The 17,053-nt window shown below is 60.0% G+C and carries 14 protein-coding genes and 1 riboswitch; of the genes, 4 read left to right on the plus strand and 10 right to left on the minus strand.

Translation table 11 applies throughout. The features are described from left to right. Nucleotides 1-9: 9 nt before the first annotated feature. From cobJ to CXF87_RS00300, 9 genes are read right to left on the minus strand one after another with little or no spacing between them, the layout of a single operon-like run. On the minus strand, nt 10-759 hold the full coding sequence (gene cobJ, locus CXF87_RS00260; protein WP_101144993.1) for a precorrin-3B C(17)-methyltransferase: 750 nt from the start codon (nt 757-759) through the stop codon (nt 10-12). Beyond that, nucleotides 756-1,481, minus strand: coding sequence for a precorrin-2 C(20)-methyltransferase (locus tag CXF87_RS00265; protein WP_101144994.1), 726 nt, complete (start codon nt 1,479-1,481; stop codon nt 756-758). Before CXF87_RS00265 ends, cobJ begins: the two co-directional genes overlap by 4 nt. Next, entirely contained in the window at nt 1,478-2,107 is a 630-nt protein-coding gene (locus CXF87_RS00270; protein ID WP_022523073.1) for a precorrin-8X methylmutase, read from the minus strand. The genes CXF87_RS00265 and CXF87_RS00270 overlap by 4 nt, the downstream gene beginning before the upstream one ends. Then, nucleotides 2,097-3,260 (minus strand): cobalamin biosynthesis protein CobG, encoded by a 1,164-nt coding sequence (locus tag CXF87_RS00275; protein ID WP_101144995.1) that lies wholly within the window; start codon nt 3,258-3,260, stop codon nt 2,097-2,099. The genes CXF87_RS00270 and CXF87_RS00275 overlap by 11 nt, the downstream gene beginning before the upstream one ends. After that, nucleotides 3,238-7,074 (minus strand): cobaltochelatase subunit CobN, encoded by a 3,837-nt coding sequence (gene cobN / locus CXF87_RS00280; RefSeq protein ID WP_101144996.1) that lies wholly within the window; start codon nt 7,072-7,074, stop codon nt 3,238-3,240. Before cobN ends, CXF87_RS00275 begins: the two co-directional genes overlap by 23 nt. Next, nucleotides 7,074-8,210: a cobalamin biosynthesis protein CobW gene (gene cobW / locus CXF87_RS00285; RefSeq protein WP_101144997.1), complete on the minus strand. Its 1,137-nt coding sequence runs from the start codon at nt 8,208-8,210 to the stop codon at nt 7,074-7,076. The genes cobN and cobW overlap by 1 nt, the downstream gene beginning before the upstream one ends. After that, nucleotides 8,197-9,567, minus strand: a complete 1,371-nt coding sequence (locus CXF87_RS00290; protein WP_101144998.1) for a cobyrinate a,c-diamide synthase — start codon at nt 9,565-9,567, stop codon at nt 8,197-8,199. The genes cobW and CXF87_RS00290 overlap by 14 nt, the downstream gene beginning before the upstream one ends. Beyond that, nucleotides 9,567-10,160, minus strand: a complete 594-nt coding sequence (cobO, locus tag CXF87_RS00295; protein WP_101144999.1) for a cob(I)yrinic acid a,c-diamide adenosyltransferase — start codon at nt 10,158-10,160, stop codon at nt 9,567-9,569. The genes CXF87_RS00290 and cobO overlap by 1 nt, the downstream gene beginning before the upstream one ends. Further along, nucleotides 10,157-11,914 carry an AAA family ATPase gene (locus tag CXF87_RS00300; protein WP_101145000.1) on the minus strand — a complete coding sequence of 586 codons (1,758 nt, stop codon included), beginning with the start codon at nt 11,912-11,914 and terminating at the stop codon, nt 10,157-10,159. The genes cobO and CXF87_RS00300 overlap by 4 nt, the downstream gene beginning before the upstream one ends. Nucleotides 11,915-12,249: 335 nt before the next feature. Next, nucleotides 12,250-12,441: riboswitch (cobalamin riboswitch) on the plus strand. A 64-nt stretch (nt 12,442-12,505) separates the two neighbouring features. Between CXF87_RS00300 and CXF87_RS00305 the strand changes: the two genes are divergently transcribed. Genes CXF87_RS00305 through CXF87_RS00315 form a run of 3 tightly spaced genes read left to right on the plus strand, consistent with a single transcriptional unit; the run spans nt 12,506 to nt 15,347 of the window. After that, a complete protein-coding gene (locus tag CXF87_RS00305; protein WP_101145001.1) occupies nt 12,506-13,522 on the plus strand; it encodes an ABC transporter substrate-binding protein in 1,017 nt (338 codons plus the stop codon). Then, nucleotides 13,519-14,583 (plus strand): FecCD family ABC transporter permease, encoded by a 1,065-nt coding sequence (locus CXF87_RS00310; RefSeq protein ID WP_101145002.1) that lies wholly within the window; start codon nt 13,519-13,521, stop codon nt 14,581-14,583. Before CXF87_RS00305 ends, CXF87_RS00310 begins: the two co-directional genes overlap by 4 nt. After that, a complete protein-coding gene (locus CXF87_RS00315; RefSeq protein WP_101145003.1) occupies nt 14,583-15,347 on the plus strand; it encodes an ABC transporter ATP-binding protein in 765 nt (254 codons plus the stop codon). The genes CXF87_RS00310 and CXF87_RS00315 overlap by 1 nt, the downstream gene beginning before the upstream one ends. Before the next feature lie 33 nt (nt 15,348-15,380). On the opposite strand, the gene CXF87_RS00320 is transcribed toward CXF87_RS00315, so the two are convergent. Further along, nucleotides 15,381-15,992 (minus strand): Yip1 family protein, encoded by a 612-nt coding sequence (locus CXF87_RS00320; protein ID WP_101145004.1) that lies wholly within the window; start codon nt 15,990-15,992, stop codon nt 15,381-15,383. Nucleotides 15,993-16,160: 168 nt separating this feature from the next. On the opposite strand from CXF87_RS00320, the gene CXF87_RS00325 reads away from it, so the two are divergent. Continuing rightward, nucleotides 16,161-17,051 carry an NAD-dependent epimerase/dehydratase family protein gene (locus tag CXF87_RS00325; RefSeq protein ID WP_101145005.1) on the plus strand — a complete coding sequence of 297 codons (891 nt, stop codon included), beginning with the start codon at nt 16,161-16,163 and terminating at the stop codon, nt 17,049-17,051. Nucleotides 17,052-17,053 lie beyond the last annotated feature (2 nt).

The raw sequence follows: 17,053 nt of genomic DNA on the forward strand, positions 1-17,053 counted from the left end.
TCAGTACGCTTAATCAGCAGAACGCGGCGTATAAACCAGCGGCGATCCACTGCGCTCTATCAATCGCGTCTGCTGAGAACCGACTATCACCAGGGTGCGCATATCGGCCATGTCCGGCTTCGCCTCGCCTAGGGTGGTGACGCGAATTGACTCTTCCGGGGTTGAAACCGCGCGGGCGAAGATAATCAATCGATCCGGCCCGCAGGCTTCCCGCAGTACGTCTAGCGTGCGCTCGAAACCCACTGGGCGCGCCTTGGAGCGCGGGTTGTAGAACGCCATGGCGAAGTCGGCCTCGGCAGCCAGGCGCAGGCGCTTTTCAATCAGCGCCCAGGGCTTCAAATTATCGGATAAATTAATGCAGCAGAAGTCATGCCCCAGCGGTGCGCCGACGCTTGCGCTGGCGGCTAGCATGGCGGAAATGCCTGGCAGCACCTGAATATCCAGCTTGCGCGACTGGGCATCGCCCGCTTCCAGGGCCTCGAACACCGCGGCGGCCATGGCAAACACGCCAGGGTCGCCGGAAGACACCACCACTACCCGGTGGCCCTCAAGCGCCAGCTGTAGCGCCTGCTCCGCCCGGCGGATCTCTTCGCGGTTGTCGGAACCGTGGCGGACTAATCCAGCACGCGGTGCGACCCGATTAACGTAGGGCACGTAACCCACTACATCGGTGGCATCCAGCAGCGCAGCCGTTACCTCGGGGGTAATCATGGCTTCTGAGCCCGGCCCCAGGCCGACGATTTTTAGCCAGCCGCTCATGGCCGCCTCCCGTGGCCATGGATCAGCACAATCGAGAAGTACGGCACGCTTTCGCCAACCTCACTTAATGGAAGCACTCTTTGTTGCGTCATGGCGGCGTACTCGATCAGCCATGCCTCGCCTTCACGACCAGCGTGAACCAGGGCCCGGCGTAGCTTGGCCAGGTTGCGGCCAATCTTCATCACCACCAGCGCATCGGTCTGGGCGATGCGTTCGGCCAACGCGTCTTCGGGTAGCGTGGCCATGAGGACGGTCAGGATGTCATCGCCCCAGGTAATTGGCTGCCCGGTGGCCGTCCACGCCGCCGACATCCCGGTAATCCCCGGCACCACCGAGACGGGCACGCGGTTTAGCAGCCGCGTATAGAGGTGCATAAAGGAGCCGTAGAAGAACGGGTCGCCTTCACACAGGACTACCACATCGCACCCGGCTTCTGCCATCTCGATCAGTTGGGCCACGCTGCGTTCGTAAAAGGTCGATAACAACTCGTTGTAACGTGGGTCGTCAAAGGGAATTTCCGTGGTGACCGGGTACTCCATGGGCAGCTCGATTGCGCCGGGCGGGATCATGCCCTCCACGATGGTGCGCGCATGGCCGCAGCGGCCCTTTTTACGGAAATACGCCACGTGGGTCGCCCCGCGTATTAGGCGGTCGGCGCGCACGCTCATCAAGTCTTGGCTGCCTGGCCCCAGGCCAACGCCAACTACCGTCCCCTGGGTCATTCGATGCGATCCGCCATGGCGTTGATGGCCGCCACCGTCACGGCGCTGCCGCCTAGACGACCGCGGACGATACAGCTGGGCAGTGCCGGGTTAGCCAACAGCGCCTCCTTGGATTCGGCCGCGCCGACAAAGCCTACCGGGCAGCCGATAATCGCCGCCGGACGCGGGCACGCCGGGTCTTCGAGCATATTGAGCAAGTGAAACAGCGCGGTAGGCGCGTTGCCAATGGCTACCACGGCGCCTTCCAGGTGCGGCCGCCACAGTTCCAGCGCCGCCGCCGAGCGGGTGTTGGCCATTTCCTGGGCGAGGCCGGGCGTGCGCTCATCGTTGAGGGTGCAGATAACCTCGTTGTCAGCGGGCAGCCGCTTGCGGGTAATGCCCTCGGAAACCATCCGTGCGTCGCAAAGAATCGGTGCGCCCTGCTCTAACGCGGCGCGGGCCTTATTGACCACGTCGTTTTGAAAATGAATATGCGCGGCCAATTCCACCAGCCCGGCGGCGTGAATCATGCGCACCGCCACGGTCTCTTCTTCCACTGAAAAGCGGCCAAGCTCGGCTTCACTGCGAATAATCGCAAACGATTCCCGGTAAATCGCCGGGCCACTGGTTTCGTACTTATAGGGCACCCAAACTCTCCAAATAACGTATAACTTCAGATTCACTTAGCCCGGTGGCCTGCGGTGCGCTATCGGCGCGGCCATTGATTATCACGTCAAAGCGACCATCGCGGCCGGTAAGACACAGCGCTGCCGTTCGTTGACGGGCACAGCCTTTAGCGCAGCCGGATATATGCACGGTTCCTTCCACCCAGCCGCTTAGCTTCTCGGCAAGCGGCTGGGTGGCGACACTCGCCTGTTCGCAAAAGGGCGCGCCGGGGCAGGCGTCCATCGCTAGCCGCGGGTCGCTATTATGCCGGATCAAGCCATCCACCGCGGGTAGTGTATCGCAATCCTTCAACAACAGGCGCCGCCAGGGGGTGACCTGCACAGCACTGATACTTGTTTGCGAGCCACTTGCCGGAAAGACCGCCTCGCGCAGCGTATCAGCCGCCACCCTGCCAAAGGGAAGCCCCACCACCATGCCCTCGCCATGTTCGCCCAGCGCCAGCTTCTCGCCGGGGGATGCGGGGGCGGTATCAGCGGGCGCCCAATCGGGCAGCGTTGCTGTATGCCGCCGCATGCGGCCTGACTCCCAGCCGCCGGTGTCCACGAACCAGTGGGTCAGGCGTATCAGCTGCTCGACGGCGGCATCAATATCGCTCACCACCGTGCCTAGCGCGTAACCATCGGCGCGTACCAGCAGGCCGCCTTCCGTTGAGCGCTCGATGCGAAAATCAGCGGCGTTATCGCCCAGTACCGGCGCTTCTCCCGCGTCAATGGCGATGCCGACCTTGCCGGGCATGGATGCCAATTCACTGCCCCGCGCCTGCAACAAGCGGGCAATGGTATGGGTGTCATCGCCCTTTTGCCAGGCGGGCGCCAGCATCAGCTGTGGCAGGCGTTCTGCTTCCGGGTCATCGCTCACCAACTGATGCTCGACCAGAAACGCCATCAGTAGCGGCCAGCTTTCGTCGGTCACCCCACGCAGCTGCAGGTTGGCCCGGCTGGTTAGCTCGATTAAACCGCTGCCGAAGGTCTCGGCGGCGTTGCACAGTGCCACTACCTGTTCCTGTGAAAGCTCACCCAGCGGCGGACGCACGCGTACAAGCCAACCATCGCCGGTGGCCATGGGTCGCCACGCGCCGGGGCACCAGCCTTTAATGCGCGGGCTGGGCGTCATGACCATTGGTCTCTTTGGCTTCGTCCATTTCCAGCAGCAAATCCTGAAGCGCCTCGCCATGCTCGCCGGGGGCTTGCCACATACCACGCTGGGCGGCTTCGAGTAATCGCTCGGCCATCTCTTCCAGGGCGGCCGGGTTGTGCTCGCGCAGAAACTGCTGATTGGCTTTGTCGAGCACCAGGGCGTCGCTCACCTGGGCGTACTGGTAGTCGGCAATCAGATCAGTGGTGGCGTCATAAGCGAAAAGGTAATCCACCGTGGCGGCCATTTCGAAGGCGCCTTTATAGCCGTGCTCACGCATGGCGTTTATCCATTTGGGGTTCAACACCCGCGAGCGAATCACCTTCGCCAGTTCTTCTTTCAGAGTGCGAATCTTGGGCATCGCGGGGTTGGCGTGGTCGGCGTGGTAAATCTCCGGTGCCTTCCCGCTTAGCGAGCGGGTGGCGTTGGCCATGCCGCCCTGAAAAGCGTAATAGCTGTTGGAATCGAGAATATCGTGCTCGCGGTTATCCTGATTTTGCATCACCGCATCCAGGCCCTGGAGCTGTTGCTCGAACGCCGCCCGCGCGGCTGTACCGGAGGCCTTGAACTGACCGTAGGCGTACGCGCCTGTCGCCATGTAGGCCTCGGCTAAATCGTCGGCGCTGTCCCAAGAACGGTTTTCAATCAGCCGGTTGAGGCCCGCGCCGTATTCGCCGGGCTTGCTGCCAAATATTCGGTAGCTCGCCTCCTGGGCGGCCATCTCCGGGCTTAGCCCCTGGTCTTCCAGTTCCTGCTGGCGGGAAATCACCGCCTCGCGGATGGTGTTGCAGTTGCCCGGCTCTTCATAGCGCGCCACCGCCTGCACGGCGGCGTCAAACAGCCGAATCACGTTGGGAAAGGCATCGCGGAAGAATCCTGAGACCCGCAACGTGACATCGACCCGTGGGCGATTGAGCAACATCGAGGGAATGACTTCAAAGTCGCTCACCCGCTGAGAACCCAGCGACCAGATGGGCCGCACGCCCATTAGCGCAAAGGCCTGGGCGATGTCATCGCCGCCGGTACGCATGGTGGCGGTGCCCCAGATGGATAGCCCCAACCGGCGCGGGTAGTCGCCGTGATCCTGCAGGTAGCGCTCGACAAACGCCTGGGCGGATTTTTCGCCCAGCGTCCAGGCAGCGGGCGATGGAATCGAGCGGTTATCCACGCTGAAAAAGTTGCGCCCGGTGGGCAGCGTATCCAGCCGCCCCCGGCTGGGGGCGCCGCTGGGCCCGGCGGGCACGAAGATGCCTTCAAGGCCATCGAGCAGCGACTGAATCTCCATCTTCACGCCACGCTGCATGGTGACCCATAGCTGGTCGCGGGCGTAGCGCAGTTGCTCTGCCGTAGCGGGGTAATCCTGGGCCAGGCCGTCCAGGCAGCCGTTTGCCAATACGTAGTCGGCCACCCAGCGCTCGGCCAGCAGTTCCAGGCGCTCGCGGGTATCCGCCCCGGTGCGCCAGGGAGCATCGAGCTGCTGGCTTAAAATAGGCGGCTCGGGCCCCTGCCAGGGCTCGTTGCCCGCGGCTAGCGGATCAAAATCCAAGCCTAGATCGCTTGCCAGGTTGTGCAGCAGGCCGCGGCTTGCCACCGCTTCGCCCCGGGGTAGTCGCAACAGCGCCACCAAGGTACCCGCCCGCTTCTCTTCCGGCGGCAGCGTGCCGAGTATGTGCAGGCCGTGACGAATCTGCGATTCCTTGATGTCGCACAGAAAGGTATCCAGCTCGTTGAGAAGTTCGGTATCGTCGCTGCTGTGAGCAAGCTCTTGGTCAATACCGGTTTGGCGCAGGTGGGCTAAAATCTGGTCACGTATCAGCGCTTCCCGGCGAGTATCCATATTCAGTGCTTGGTAATACTCATCACATAGCGCTTCAAGCTCAGCCATGGGGCCATAGAGTTCGGCCCGCGCCAGCGGCGGCATCAGGTGGTCGATAATCACCGCCTGACTGCGGCGCTTGGCCTGGGCGCCCTCGCCGGGGTCGTTGACGATGAACGGATAAAAGTGCGGCAGCGGCCCCAGGGCAATGTCCGGCCAGCAGTTGGCGCTCAAGGCAATGCTTTTGCCCGGCAGCCATTCTAAATTACCGTGCTTGCCGACATGGATGACCGCGTCCACCTGATAGTGCTCGCGCAGCCAAAAATAAAACGCCAGGTAGCTGTGCGGCGGCGCCAGCTCCATATCGTGGTAGGACTGGGTTAGATCGTCGATAAAGTCCCTTTCCGGCTGGATACCCACGAAGGTCTCACCCAGACGAACGCCCGCGATCATCAATCGCCCCTGGCGGCACTTGGGGTCTTCGTGAGGCGCGCCCCAGCGCGTCCATACGGTTTCCTGCAGCTCGCCGGGCAGGGTTTGAAACCAGGTCAGGTAGTCATCAACGCTGATGCTCTGCCAGCAGGCACGCTGGTCGAGGCTGGCGTGATCGTTAGTCACCGAGCCCTGAAGCAGGCGGATCAATTCATCGCCATTTTCCGGCAGCTCGCTGAGCGGGTAACCCGCCCCTTTCAGGGCGCTTAGAATCTGCAGCGTCGACGCGGGGGTATCCAGCCCGACTCCATTGCCGATCCGGCCATCGCGATTGGGGTAGTTGGCCATGATCAGCGCGACACGCTTCTGCCCGTTGGGGGTCAGCCGCAGCGAACAAATGCGCCGCGCCAGCTCAGCCACAAAGGCGGCCCGCTCCGGGTGGATCACGTGGTGGGTCACTGCCAGCTGGCAGCGCGGGTTGTAGTGGGCTTCAGCTTTAAAGCCCACCGCCCGGGTGATGATGCGCCCGTCCATCTCGGGGAGCACCACCTGCATCGCCACATCGCGGCTATGCAACCCGGCGGCCATGCCCTGCCAGTCTTCTGAGGTGCTGCTGGCAAGTATCGCCTGGAGTACCACGGGTCGGCCTACAAAAAGGTTGTCAGGTAATTCTTCCCCCAGGGCATCTAATCCGTCAGCGTTGCGGTTGACCGCAAAGCTGGTGGTATTGATCACCAGCATGGCGCCGGTCTGCTCAATCAGATGATTGATAAAATCAATGCACGGCCCTTCTTTTAGGGACGCCACGGCCACCGCCAACGGCTCAAGCCCCTGGTCTTTGAGCGCCGCGATCATACCGTCGGGTACGTCGGTATTCGCCCCCTGCAAATGGCTGCGATAAAACAGCAGCAGGCACACCGGCCGCCCGGGCACCTGGCGATCGCGCCACTCGCTGAGACCTGACGCCTGCTGCTCCTGCGGCGCGTAAATCACCGCTGGCGGAATGACCTTGGGCTCCTGCCAGTCGCCCAGGTGTCTATCTACACACTGGCTGTCCATATACTCATTGGCGACAAAACGCAGCAGCTGCTCGGCGTTATCGGTGCCGCCCTCTCGCAGGTAGCGCCACACGCGGTAAGCGTCATCGAAGGCGATGGTGGAATCTTCCAGCAGGGCATCATCCGGGGCATCGCAGCCCGGCACCATTATCAACTGGCGCTCGGGTTTGGCCGCCGCCCAGGCCAGCAGGCGTTCGTGACCGTACTGCCAGTAGGCCTTGCCGCCCAGCAGCGAGACGATGACCAGTTGAGCCTTTTCCAGCACCCGATCTTCGTAGAGATCATAGGCGGCCGGTTTTACCAGGTTCATCCAGTTGGCCAGCCGCACCGAAGGGTACGCCTCGCCCAGACGATCGACCGCCTGGGCCAGCGCCGAGAGATTGCTATCGGCGGCGGAGAGTATTACGACCTCGGCGGGGCTCTGTTGCAGGTCGATGATGCCTTCATCATCGACAAAGCCTCCGGGCTTGACGGCAAATAAGTGCATTAGCTAGCCGTGTGCGCCTGTTCAGGGTTCATTTCAGCAGCGGCAAGTTCGTCTTGCAGCAATTGGCTATCCAGCGATTTGCCAATGATCACCAGTTGGGTCTGGCGCGTCTCGTCCTGGCTCCACAGTCGGTCGAAGTAGCCTTCCAGGCGCTCGCCCACCGCCTGGATGACCCGGCGCATGGGCTTGCCGGGAATCGCTGCAAAGCCTTTGGCGCGGTAGATCTCGTGGCTTTTTAGCAGCTGTTGCAGTTTGTCGGCCAGAACATCGCCATCGACTTCGCCCAGGGTAATCACGCAGGAGTCAAAATTATCGTGGGCGTGATCGTGGTGAGCGCCGACGGCATGGTGCTTGTCGTGGTGATTGGTGATGCTATCGATATTTTTTTCGCTGGCCGCACCAATGCCCATCAGCGCTTCCAGCTGGGTGGTGTCGGTGGTCTGGGTCTGATCGATAAATAGCGTTTTCACCGAGGCACTCACCCGCGCCTGAATCACTGCTTCCACCTTTGTGCGCTCTTCCGGGCTGAGCAGGTCGGCCTTGCTGACCAGCACCAGATCCGCTGCGCTGAGCTGGTCATCGAGTAGCTCGCGCAGGCTGGGGTCGTGATCCAGGCTTTCATCAGCGAGGCGCTGGGCTGCCACCTTATCCACGTCGCTGGCATAGCGCCCGGCGGCCACGGCGGGGCCGTCGATCACGGTAATAATCGCATCCACGGTGCAGTGCTGGCGGACGTCGGGCCAGTTGAACGCCTGCACCAGCGGCTTGGGCAGCGCCAGGCCGCTGGTTTCGATCAGGATGTGGTCGATATCGTCGCGGCGGGCCACCAGCTTTTTCATCACCGGCAGAAACTCTTCTTCCACAGTGCAGCAGATACAGCCGTTGGCCAGTTCATAGATGCTGCCGTCTTCCCCGTCTAGCTGCCCGCCTTCGCTACCCTCTTCACACCCCAGCGCACAGCTGCGCAGCAGGCTGGAATCGATATCCTGTTCGCCGAACTCATTAACAATCACGGCGATCCGCTTTCCGGTGACTTGGCGCAGAATGTTGGCCAGCAGTGTGGTTTTGCCGCTGCCGAGAAAACCGGTCACGACCGTGGCAGGAATCTTATTCAGCTGTACGTTATTGGGCTGCATGGGTAAATGCCTCGCTGTGTTGCGGTTCGCAGTACGCCGGGCTGGCAGAAAAGAGCCTTGCCACAGCGTCAGGATTATTAGGGAAAAACAGATGTAAATAGGTCGCCGTCAGACGCTTTTGACGGTAGATCGCCTCCCCCGGTGCAGGATGCCGCTGGCGTCGCCCGTGGCCAATCGGCTCGGGGGTGCCTTCCGCCATGGAGCGGTGGTGCGCGTGACCGCGAACCGGGCCTTCCGGCAGCTCGGCGGTTTGCATCCCCTGGCAGCCACGGCGCCCGCGCATGGCGCCCTGCCCAGGCAGCAGGCCCAGCATGGTATGGGTAATATCGTCGTAGTCGGTCAGGCTTTCCAGGCAGTACAGCAGGCCGCCACACTCGGCCAGAATGGGCTTGTCGGCGCTATAAAAAGCCTCAATGGCCGAGCGCATGGCGCCGTTATCAGCAAGGGTTTGAGCGTGAAGCTCCGGGTAGCCACCGGGCAGCCAGAGGGCGTCGCATTCCGGCAGGTGGCTATCCGTCAGCGGTGAAAAGAAGTGCAGCGTGGCGCCCATCTGCTCCAGCAGATCAAGGTTGGCCTGATAGACGAAGCTGAAGGCAGCATCGCGGGCCACGCCAATGGTGTGGCCTTTGAGCAACGGCTTAACGGCCGCAAGCTGTTCCTGGGGGGGGGTAAAGATCACGGGTGAAAGTTCGGCGAGCGCGTCCAGCAGCCCGGCGGCTTCCAGCGCTTTGGCACCCGCCTCGAAGCGGGCTTCCAGATCCTCACGAATTTCCGCCGCCTGGACGAGGCCCAGGTGGCGCTCGGGGAGCGACAGCGCGGGGTCGCGGGGCATGGCGGCCAGCAAAGGAATCGTCGCTGGCAGCGCGCCTTCGATCAGTTCGCGGTGGCGCTGCGAGCCGCAGGCATTGGCAATTAGCCCGGCGATATGGATGTCGTCGCGAAAGCCGACTAACCCCGAGACCAGCGCGGCGGCGGTTTGCGCCATGCCTTTTACATCCATGACGATCGCCATGGGAATATCGAACAGGGCCGCCAGATCGGCGCTGGAGGGCTCACCGTCGAACAACCCCATGGCGCCTTCGACTAAAATTAAATCCGCTTCACAGGCGGCGTCATAAAACCGCTGGCTGCAGTAGGCTTCGCCTGCCATCCAGAGATCCAGCTGATCCACCGGCTGGCCGGAGGCCTGGGCCAATATCTGCGGATCCAGGTAGTCCGGGCCGGTCTTGAACACTCGCACCACCTTGCCCTGGTTGCGCAATAGGCGCGCCAGGCCCGCCGTGACGGTGGTTTTGCCCTGGCCTGAGGCCGGAGCTGCGATAAATAGCGCGGGGCAGCGAGCGGTTGGTGTCGTCATCAGTATTCGATCCCCGCCTGGGCTTTAACGCCGCCGCGAAAGGCGTGGCGTTCGTCCTGAACGACGCTGATGGTATCGGCGATTTCCTGCAGCGGCGTGGCCATGGTGCGTCCGGTAATGATGACGTTCTGGTGCGCCGGGCGGCGCTTAAGCGCTTCCACCACCGGTTCGGGGTCGAGATAGCCGTACTTGAACATATAACTCATCTCGTCCAGCACGATCATATGATAGGCGGGATTCTCCAGCAGCCCTTTGGCGACTGCCCAGGCGGCCTCGGCAGCCTCGATATCCCGCTCGCGGTTCTGGGTTTCCCAGGTAAAGCCGTGGCCCATGATGTGCCAGTCAAGCTTGGGATGATCACGAAAGAACAGATACTCGCCGGTTTCGCGGCGGCCTTTGATGAACTGAATCACCGCGCACTGCTGGTCGTGCCCCAGTGAGCGCGCCATGGTGCCGAAGGCGGAGCTGCTTTTGCCCTTGCCGTTGCCTTTGAGCAGAATCAGCACGCCGCGCTCTTCCGTCGCCTTGCTGATTCGTTCATCGACCACGTCTTTTTTACGCTGCATGCGATCTAAATGGCTTGCGTCGCTCATGAGAAGCTTCCAGGTTGATGTGCAGAGACTGTAGGCGCCAAAGATGGTTTGCCAAACGAGGCAGGCCAGTAACGCGCGCCCAACTGCTTGGCGATGCGTGCGCCCTGCCCGCGTTTGACTTTGGACTGTTCGGTATCGATCAGCAGGCAGTCCTCCAGCGGGGCGAGATCGTCAACGGTTTCCCGTGTGCGGCCATCGGTGATCAGATAGGTGCGCACCTTCAGACCGGGCTCCCGGCGCTGCCACTGGCGGATCAGCCGCTTGGCTTCAATAATCGCTTCCCGCAGCGGGGTACCGCCACCGCCTTTGGCACTATCCAGAGTGCTCCGCGCGTTTTTCGGCGCCCGGCGGCGGGAAAGTATCGGCACGACACCGCCGTTGCCAAACCCCAGCACCGCCACCTGCTCCCGCGCGGCGTAGGCTTGGCTAACCAGCGATTCGACCAGCCCCTTTGCCTGGCCCAGCAGGCGCTGACCCAGGGTGGAACCGGAGGTGTCCAGCAGCACCAGGTGCGCTGTCGCCTGCCCAGAGCGGGTCTTGCGCATCTTTAGCTGCTGCCAAGGCCACTGACCGCGATTGGCGATAACGGTCGCAAACCCATCCAGCCGGGAAGTCGTCACTTGGGATCGCCCCTGGCCCAACGCACCACCTTTTCCAGCGCTAGCGTTGGTATCGGTGCGGTTGGCCAGCTTAAAAAGATCTTCGCTATCGGGCAATTTCACCGCTGGTTGGATAATCGCTTCCTGGGCTATGGGAGGCATTGCGCCCCACTGGCCCTGTTCAGCGCTCTGTTGGGATGAACCAGCGGTCGATGCGTTATTGCCCGACGACGAACCGCTCTCGTCTTTCGAAGGTGTTCCATTAGGTGGAGATGATGGCGGGCTCTGCTCAGGCGGTTGGGTACGCCGATGAGCCAACACCCAGGGTTCAACGGTGTCGATATCCTGCTGCTCCACGCTAGCCACACCACGCCAGGCCGCATGGGCCTGGGCGGCGCGGTGCCAGGTAACGTCTGCCCGCAGACCTTCAACGCCCGCGGCTTCACAGCAGTTGGCAATCGTTCGATACACCCAGGTGTCGGTGGTGATCTCTTTGAGCAAGCGCTGCGCTTTAGCAATGCGCCCGACCAGAGCGGCCTGGGCATCCTCAACGCGTTCGAGCGTGCCAGTGGGGTCGCGGTCAAAGGCTTCCCGTTGCTGCACAATGGCAATGCGCTCGTCGATGCTTATGGTTCCAGCCTGTTCAAGGCAGAGGCCAAAGCGGTCAAGCAACTGAGGGCGCAGCTCGCCTTCGTCCGGGTTCATGGTGCCGATCAGGCTAAAGCGCGCCGGGTGGGAGTGGCTAATGCCATCGCGCTCAACAATATTGGTACCGCTGGCGGCCACGTCTAGCAGCAAATCAACCAGGGTATCCGGTAGCAGATTGACTTCATCCACATAGAGCACCCCGCCGTCGGCTTTAGCCAGCAGCCCAGCATGAAAGGTAGCTTCGCCATTGGCCAGTACCTTTTGCAGATCCAGACTGCCAACCAGCCTGTCTTCGCTGGCACCCAGCGGCAGAGTGACAAAAGGAGCACTCTGCCCTTCGCTATCTCTAGGCAAAATGGCGGCTAGAGCACGGGTTAAGGTCGACTTGGCGCTGCCTCTTGGCCCGCTGATCAGCACCCCGCCGATACGCGGGTTAATGGCGTTAAGGAGCAGCGCGGTTTTCAGCGCCTCCTGGCCAACCACTGCCGCAAAGGGAAACTCACTCACCGGCACCTCCCGTGCTGGCCAAGCCCGCTAACCGATCACTAATAGCCAACTGATCTGGGGAGCGTGGTACTTGAATATGATTCATGGTAACTAGCTGAGTGATAATAAAACCATTCATAAAGAAGCGGGAATTTAAAAGGCGTTCAGTATAGAGGAAGGCATGGCGGCGAGGCCAATCTGTTGTAATTAGTTAACTTTGCGAAGGCGTATATCAGCTGACGCTAAGAATGCCGCTGGATTTTTACGCCACATCAAAATATAATGTTATAACATTGCGATTATAGTGGGATCTCATAAGATCCTTAGGCTTTCTGTTGTTCGCTATCTACCTGCAACCTAGAATGGCCGACGTCGGTGTTCCCCCCGGAACTTAATAGAGAATCCGCCGCGGCTTGCCGCGAAACGGAACTGCCCCCGCAACTGTAGGCGGCGAGCGATGCTCTTTGATGCCACTGGACACATTGTCTGGGAAGGCGAGCTAGCTATGACCCGTCAGTCAGGAGAACTGCCGATATATTACTTACCTCGAGCGAAGTGGCTCGGTCAGTATTTTCTGCCCGAATGCTAAGCTCATCATGCACGGGAGTGTACATGATGTTGAGATTGACCACGGCCATCGCCGCGAGTGCTATTGGCCTTGCCCAGGCGGCTTACGCCTCCACTGACTACCCTATTACGCTAACCAATTGCGGCATAGACATCAGTGTGGTGTCAGCACCCGAGCGAACGGTGACGGTAGGCCAGTCAGCCACGGAGATTCTCTATTCGCTGGGGCTCGCGGATCGAATAAATGGCACCTCGGTGTGGTTTAATCCGGTTCTTCCCCAGTTTTCTGATGCCAATGAAGCGATCGAGCGGATCGCCAACGACGACCCAAGCTTCGAGGCAGTGGTCAATAAACGGCCTGATCTGGTGGCGGTGCAGTATGAGTGGCACGTGGGCCCCAACGGCAGTGTCGCCACCCGTGAACAGTTTCATGAGCTGGGCATCAATACTTACATCATGCCCGCCGATTGCGACACCAAAGATAACTCGACCGGTGGCGATGGCACCCGCACCGCCGCCTTCTCGACTGACTCCATCTATAAAGGGATCACCGAGTTAGCCGATATCTACGATGTTCAAGACGCTGGCGAGGCGCTGATAACCGACCTTGCCGCCCGCGAACAGCGCGCCATCGACCTGGCGAGCAGCCTTGATTTACCGGAAGACTTATCGGCAGCATTCTGGTTTTCATCGACAGACCTGGGGGTTAGCCCTTTCGTGGCAGGGCAACTGGGGGCTCCGGGGTATATGATGGAAAAACTCGACATTCGTAATGTCATCGAGTCTGACGAAGAGTGGCCCACGGTGGGCTGGGAGAGCATCGCCAGAGCCGACCCCGATGTACTTGTTATCGCCAACATGGATCGCCGCCGTTTTCCTGCCGACAACATTGAAGCAAAACGCGAGTTTTTACGCAGTGACCCGGTCACCCGGGAGATGAACGCTGTTAAAAATAACCGTATCGTCGAGATGGACGCCCACGCCATGAGCGCCACCATGCGCACTATTTACGGCCTTGAAACACTTGCCGAGTCACTATCCAATATGTCGTTTAACGAATGAGCATAGCGCTAACGAGAGCTTCCTCCGCAGGCTTCGGGCTGCGCTGGCTATGGATAACGCCGCTCGTGCTGGTAACGGCACTGATCGCGGGCACCGCCATCGGTGAGACGCCGATTCCCGTGGATACCATTGTCAAAGTGCTCGCCAATCAGCTAATAGGAACAAGTTACCCGGTAGACCGCATCGACGCGGGCATTATTTGGAACTATCGCCTCAGCCGCGCCGTGGTCGCCGCCTGTTGCGGCACCAGTCTGGCCCTGGCCGGGGTGGTGCTACAAGCACTGTTGCGTAACCCCCTGGCCGATCCTTACTTGATGGGCATTTCCGCCGGGGCTTCTACCGGGGCGGTGGCAGTGGCGGTCGCCGGACTGGGCGCTGGAGCGCTTTCGCTCTCCCTAGGCGCCTTTATCGGCGCCCTGCTCTCCTTTGGTATTGTGGTGATGCTCGCCCATGCGGCCAACAGCGGCGTCGGTGGCGGGCGCGGCGTTCAAGCCGCCGGGGCAATTATTTTGGCGGGCATTGCAGGCTCGCAACTGTTCAATGCGCTGACCGCTTTTATCATTACCAAGTCAGCAAGCGCCGAGCAGGCCCGGGGCATCATGTTCTGGCTGATGGGCAATCTTTCCGGAGTGCGCTGGGCCGATGTGACCTTGGCCGTGCCTGCTGCGCTGTTTGGGCTACTGGTTTGCCTGTGGCACCGACGCTCCCTGGATGCGTTTACCTTCGGTGCCGACAGCGCCGCCTCCATGGGCATCGCGGTGCGTCCAGTGCGTGGAATGCTGATTATCGCCATGGCACTGGTCACGGCAGTGATGGTGTCTATCGTGGGGGCCATCGGATTTGTTGGCTTGGTGATCCCCCATGCCATGCGCTTTATCGTCGGTAGCCGTCATACCCGGCTGGTACCGGCCACCGCCTTGGCGGGAGCGGTATTTTTAATCGGCTCGGATATTCTTTCCCGGGTGCTGGTGCCCGGCCAGGTACTCCCTATCGGGGTGATTACGTCGCTGATCGGCGCGCCTGCCTTTGCGCTAATTCTCGTGCGCGGCAAGAGGTCTTAATGCAGTTATCAGCTGAGCAACTCGCCTGGGCGGTGCATGGCACGCCCCTGCTTATTGACGTTAACCTTACCGTCGAACCCGGCCAAACCTTTGGCTTGGTAGGGCCGAACGGCTCGGGCAAAACCTCGCTACTTCGCCTGTTGGCAGGCTTGAACAAACCTAAAGCAGGACGTGTGCGAATGGGTAGCCAGTCCCTACACACGCTAAAGCAGCGAGCGATTGCTCAATCTATTGCGCTAGTCGAGCAACAGGCCGACACAACCGATAGAATTAGCGTGCGTGACGTAGTGGCGCTTGGCCGGACGCCCTTTCTTACCGCGTTGCGCCCTTGGTCAACTGAAGATGATGCCATCGTGGCTCAGGCACTGGTGGATGTGGATATGGCGCATATGGCAGATCGCCTTTGGCATACCCTGTCAGGCGGTGAGCGCCAGCGCGTGCATATTGCCCGGGCGCTGGCACAGCAGCCTAAAATCCTGCTGCTAGATGAACCCACCAATCATCTGGATATTCGCCACCAGCTTTCGATTCTAGAATTGGTCAGGCAACTACCGATCACGGTGGTTATCTCGCTGCATGATCTTAACCAAGCCATGGAGTGTGACCGCATCGGCGTGATGGATAGCGGCCGCTTGATCGATAGCGGCCTACCCCAAGACGTGCTCACTCCCAACATGCTACAGCAAACCTTTGGGGTGCATGCTCGCATGATTGACGACCCTGCCGATGGCAAGCAGATCATGCTTTTTCGGAGTGCGATTTAAGCTAGCGTCGCTACCAAGCGCTACGACGTGCATTCATCGGAAAAGGTGCCAAACCACACTGTGATCCGTCCCCATACTCCACAGAAGTACGACGACGACAAGCAGCGCCTCCAGCACCAAAACACCGATACCCAGCGTCGTGGTCGACAGAATAAACCCCTGCTTATGACTGATTCCCAGAAAGCTGGGCGTTCCCTTATAGAGCAGATAGGTGCTATAGAGTAGGCCGATCACCATACCCAGCACACAAAACCAGAAAGCCGGATAGAGCGCAAAAACGCCACACAGGAACATCGGTGTCGCAATATACCCCGCGAAAATAAGACAATCGCGGCGACTGGGCCGATTATCTATATTACGAGCCATCCAGTAAATCATACTGCCCACAACACCCACTGCCACTAGCATCAGCGAATAAAAAGCCACGCCCAAAGCAATACCGTTAGCAAGGGAGACTTTATAGGTTTCCGAGCCACCATAAGTCCAGCCTACCTGGGTGGTACCTATCAGGGCACAGACAACTGGAACGGCAGCGAGCAACAGGACATGGTGAGCATAGAGATGACTAACAGACTCATGCTCCTCATTGATCTTGTACCACTCCTGTTCAGGATGATGGAGGAGTCCCCAAACATGATTGACCATAACGACCTCTCATTTTTTTGTAGTTGAACTATTAGGGCCAGACAATGATCGATCGGATCAATAACGCTCCGAATCAAATTTTAGTGTAGAACACAAAATCATTTTCGGAGATGAGGAATGTTCTTTGCTAAGGTGGAGTAGCTCATTCTATTCATTGGTGGAGTTCATATGCGTATTCTGTTCACTGGCGGCAGTGGCAAAGCTGGTCGTCATGCGACCGCTTATCTTCGCGATCAAGGCCATCGCGTAACCAATTTGGACTGGGTGGCGTCTGATGTGCCCGGCATTGCTACCCTGAAAACAGATCTGACCGATGCTGGGCAAGTGTTTAATGCTTGCCAAGCCAACGCGGGATTCGATGAGCTGGAACCCGGCACCGGCGTGCCGCGCTATGATGCGATTGTCCACTTCGCGGCCATACCAGCTATTCTGCATAGGCCGGATAACGAGACCTACCGCATCAATACGCTAAGTACCTACAACATTCTTGATGCTGCCACCAAGCTAGGTATTCCCAAGGTCATCTTCGCTTCTAGCGAGACCACTTACGGTGTCTGTTTCGCTGATGGCGAGCAAAAACCCGACTACTTGCCCGTCGATGAAGAGCACCCCACCGTGCCTCAAGATAGCTACGCCATGAGCAAGGTAGTTAACGAAGTTACGGCACGCTCCTTCCAGGCGCGCTCGGGCATCGATATCTACGGCCTGCGCATCAACAACGTTATCGAGCCCCACGAATACCGTCAGGATTTCCCAGCCTACATGGATGATCCTGCCCTGCGCCGCCGCAATATATTCGCCTACATCGACGCCCGCGACCTGGGCCAGATGGTCGATTGCTGCCTGAAAACGGATGGCCTGGGCTATCAGGTGTTTAACGTGGCGAATAACGAGCTATCAGTGGGCCTGACCAACGCCCAGGTGATAGAGCGCTTCTACTCCGGCGTACCCATCAAGCGCGAAATGGGCGAATTCGAAACCTTCTACTGCATCGAAAAAGCCCGTCGTCTGGTCGGCTTTGAACCACGCCACTCCTGGCGGGAAGAGCTGGCCCAGTAGGC

The organism is Halomonas sp. MES3-P3E, from assembly GCF_002836035.1.
GTDB classification, from domain to species: domain Bacteria; phylum Pseudomonadota; class Gammaproteobacteria; order Pseudomonadales; family Halomonadaceae; genus Vreelandella; species Vreelandella arctica.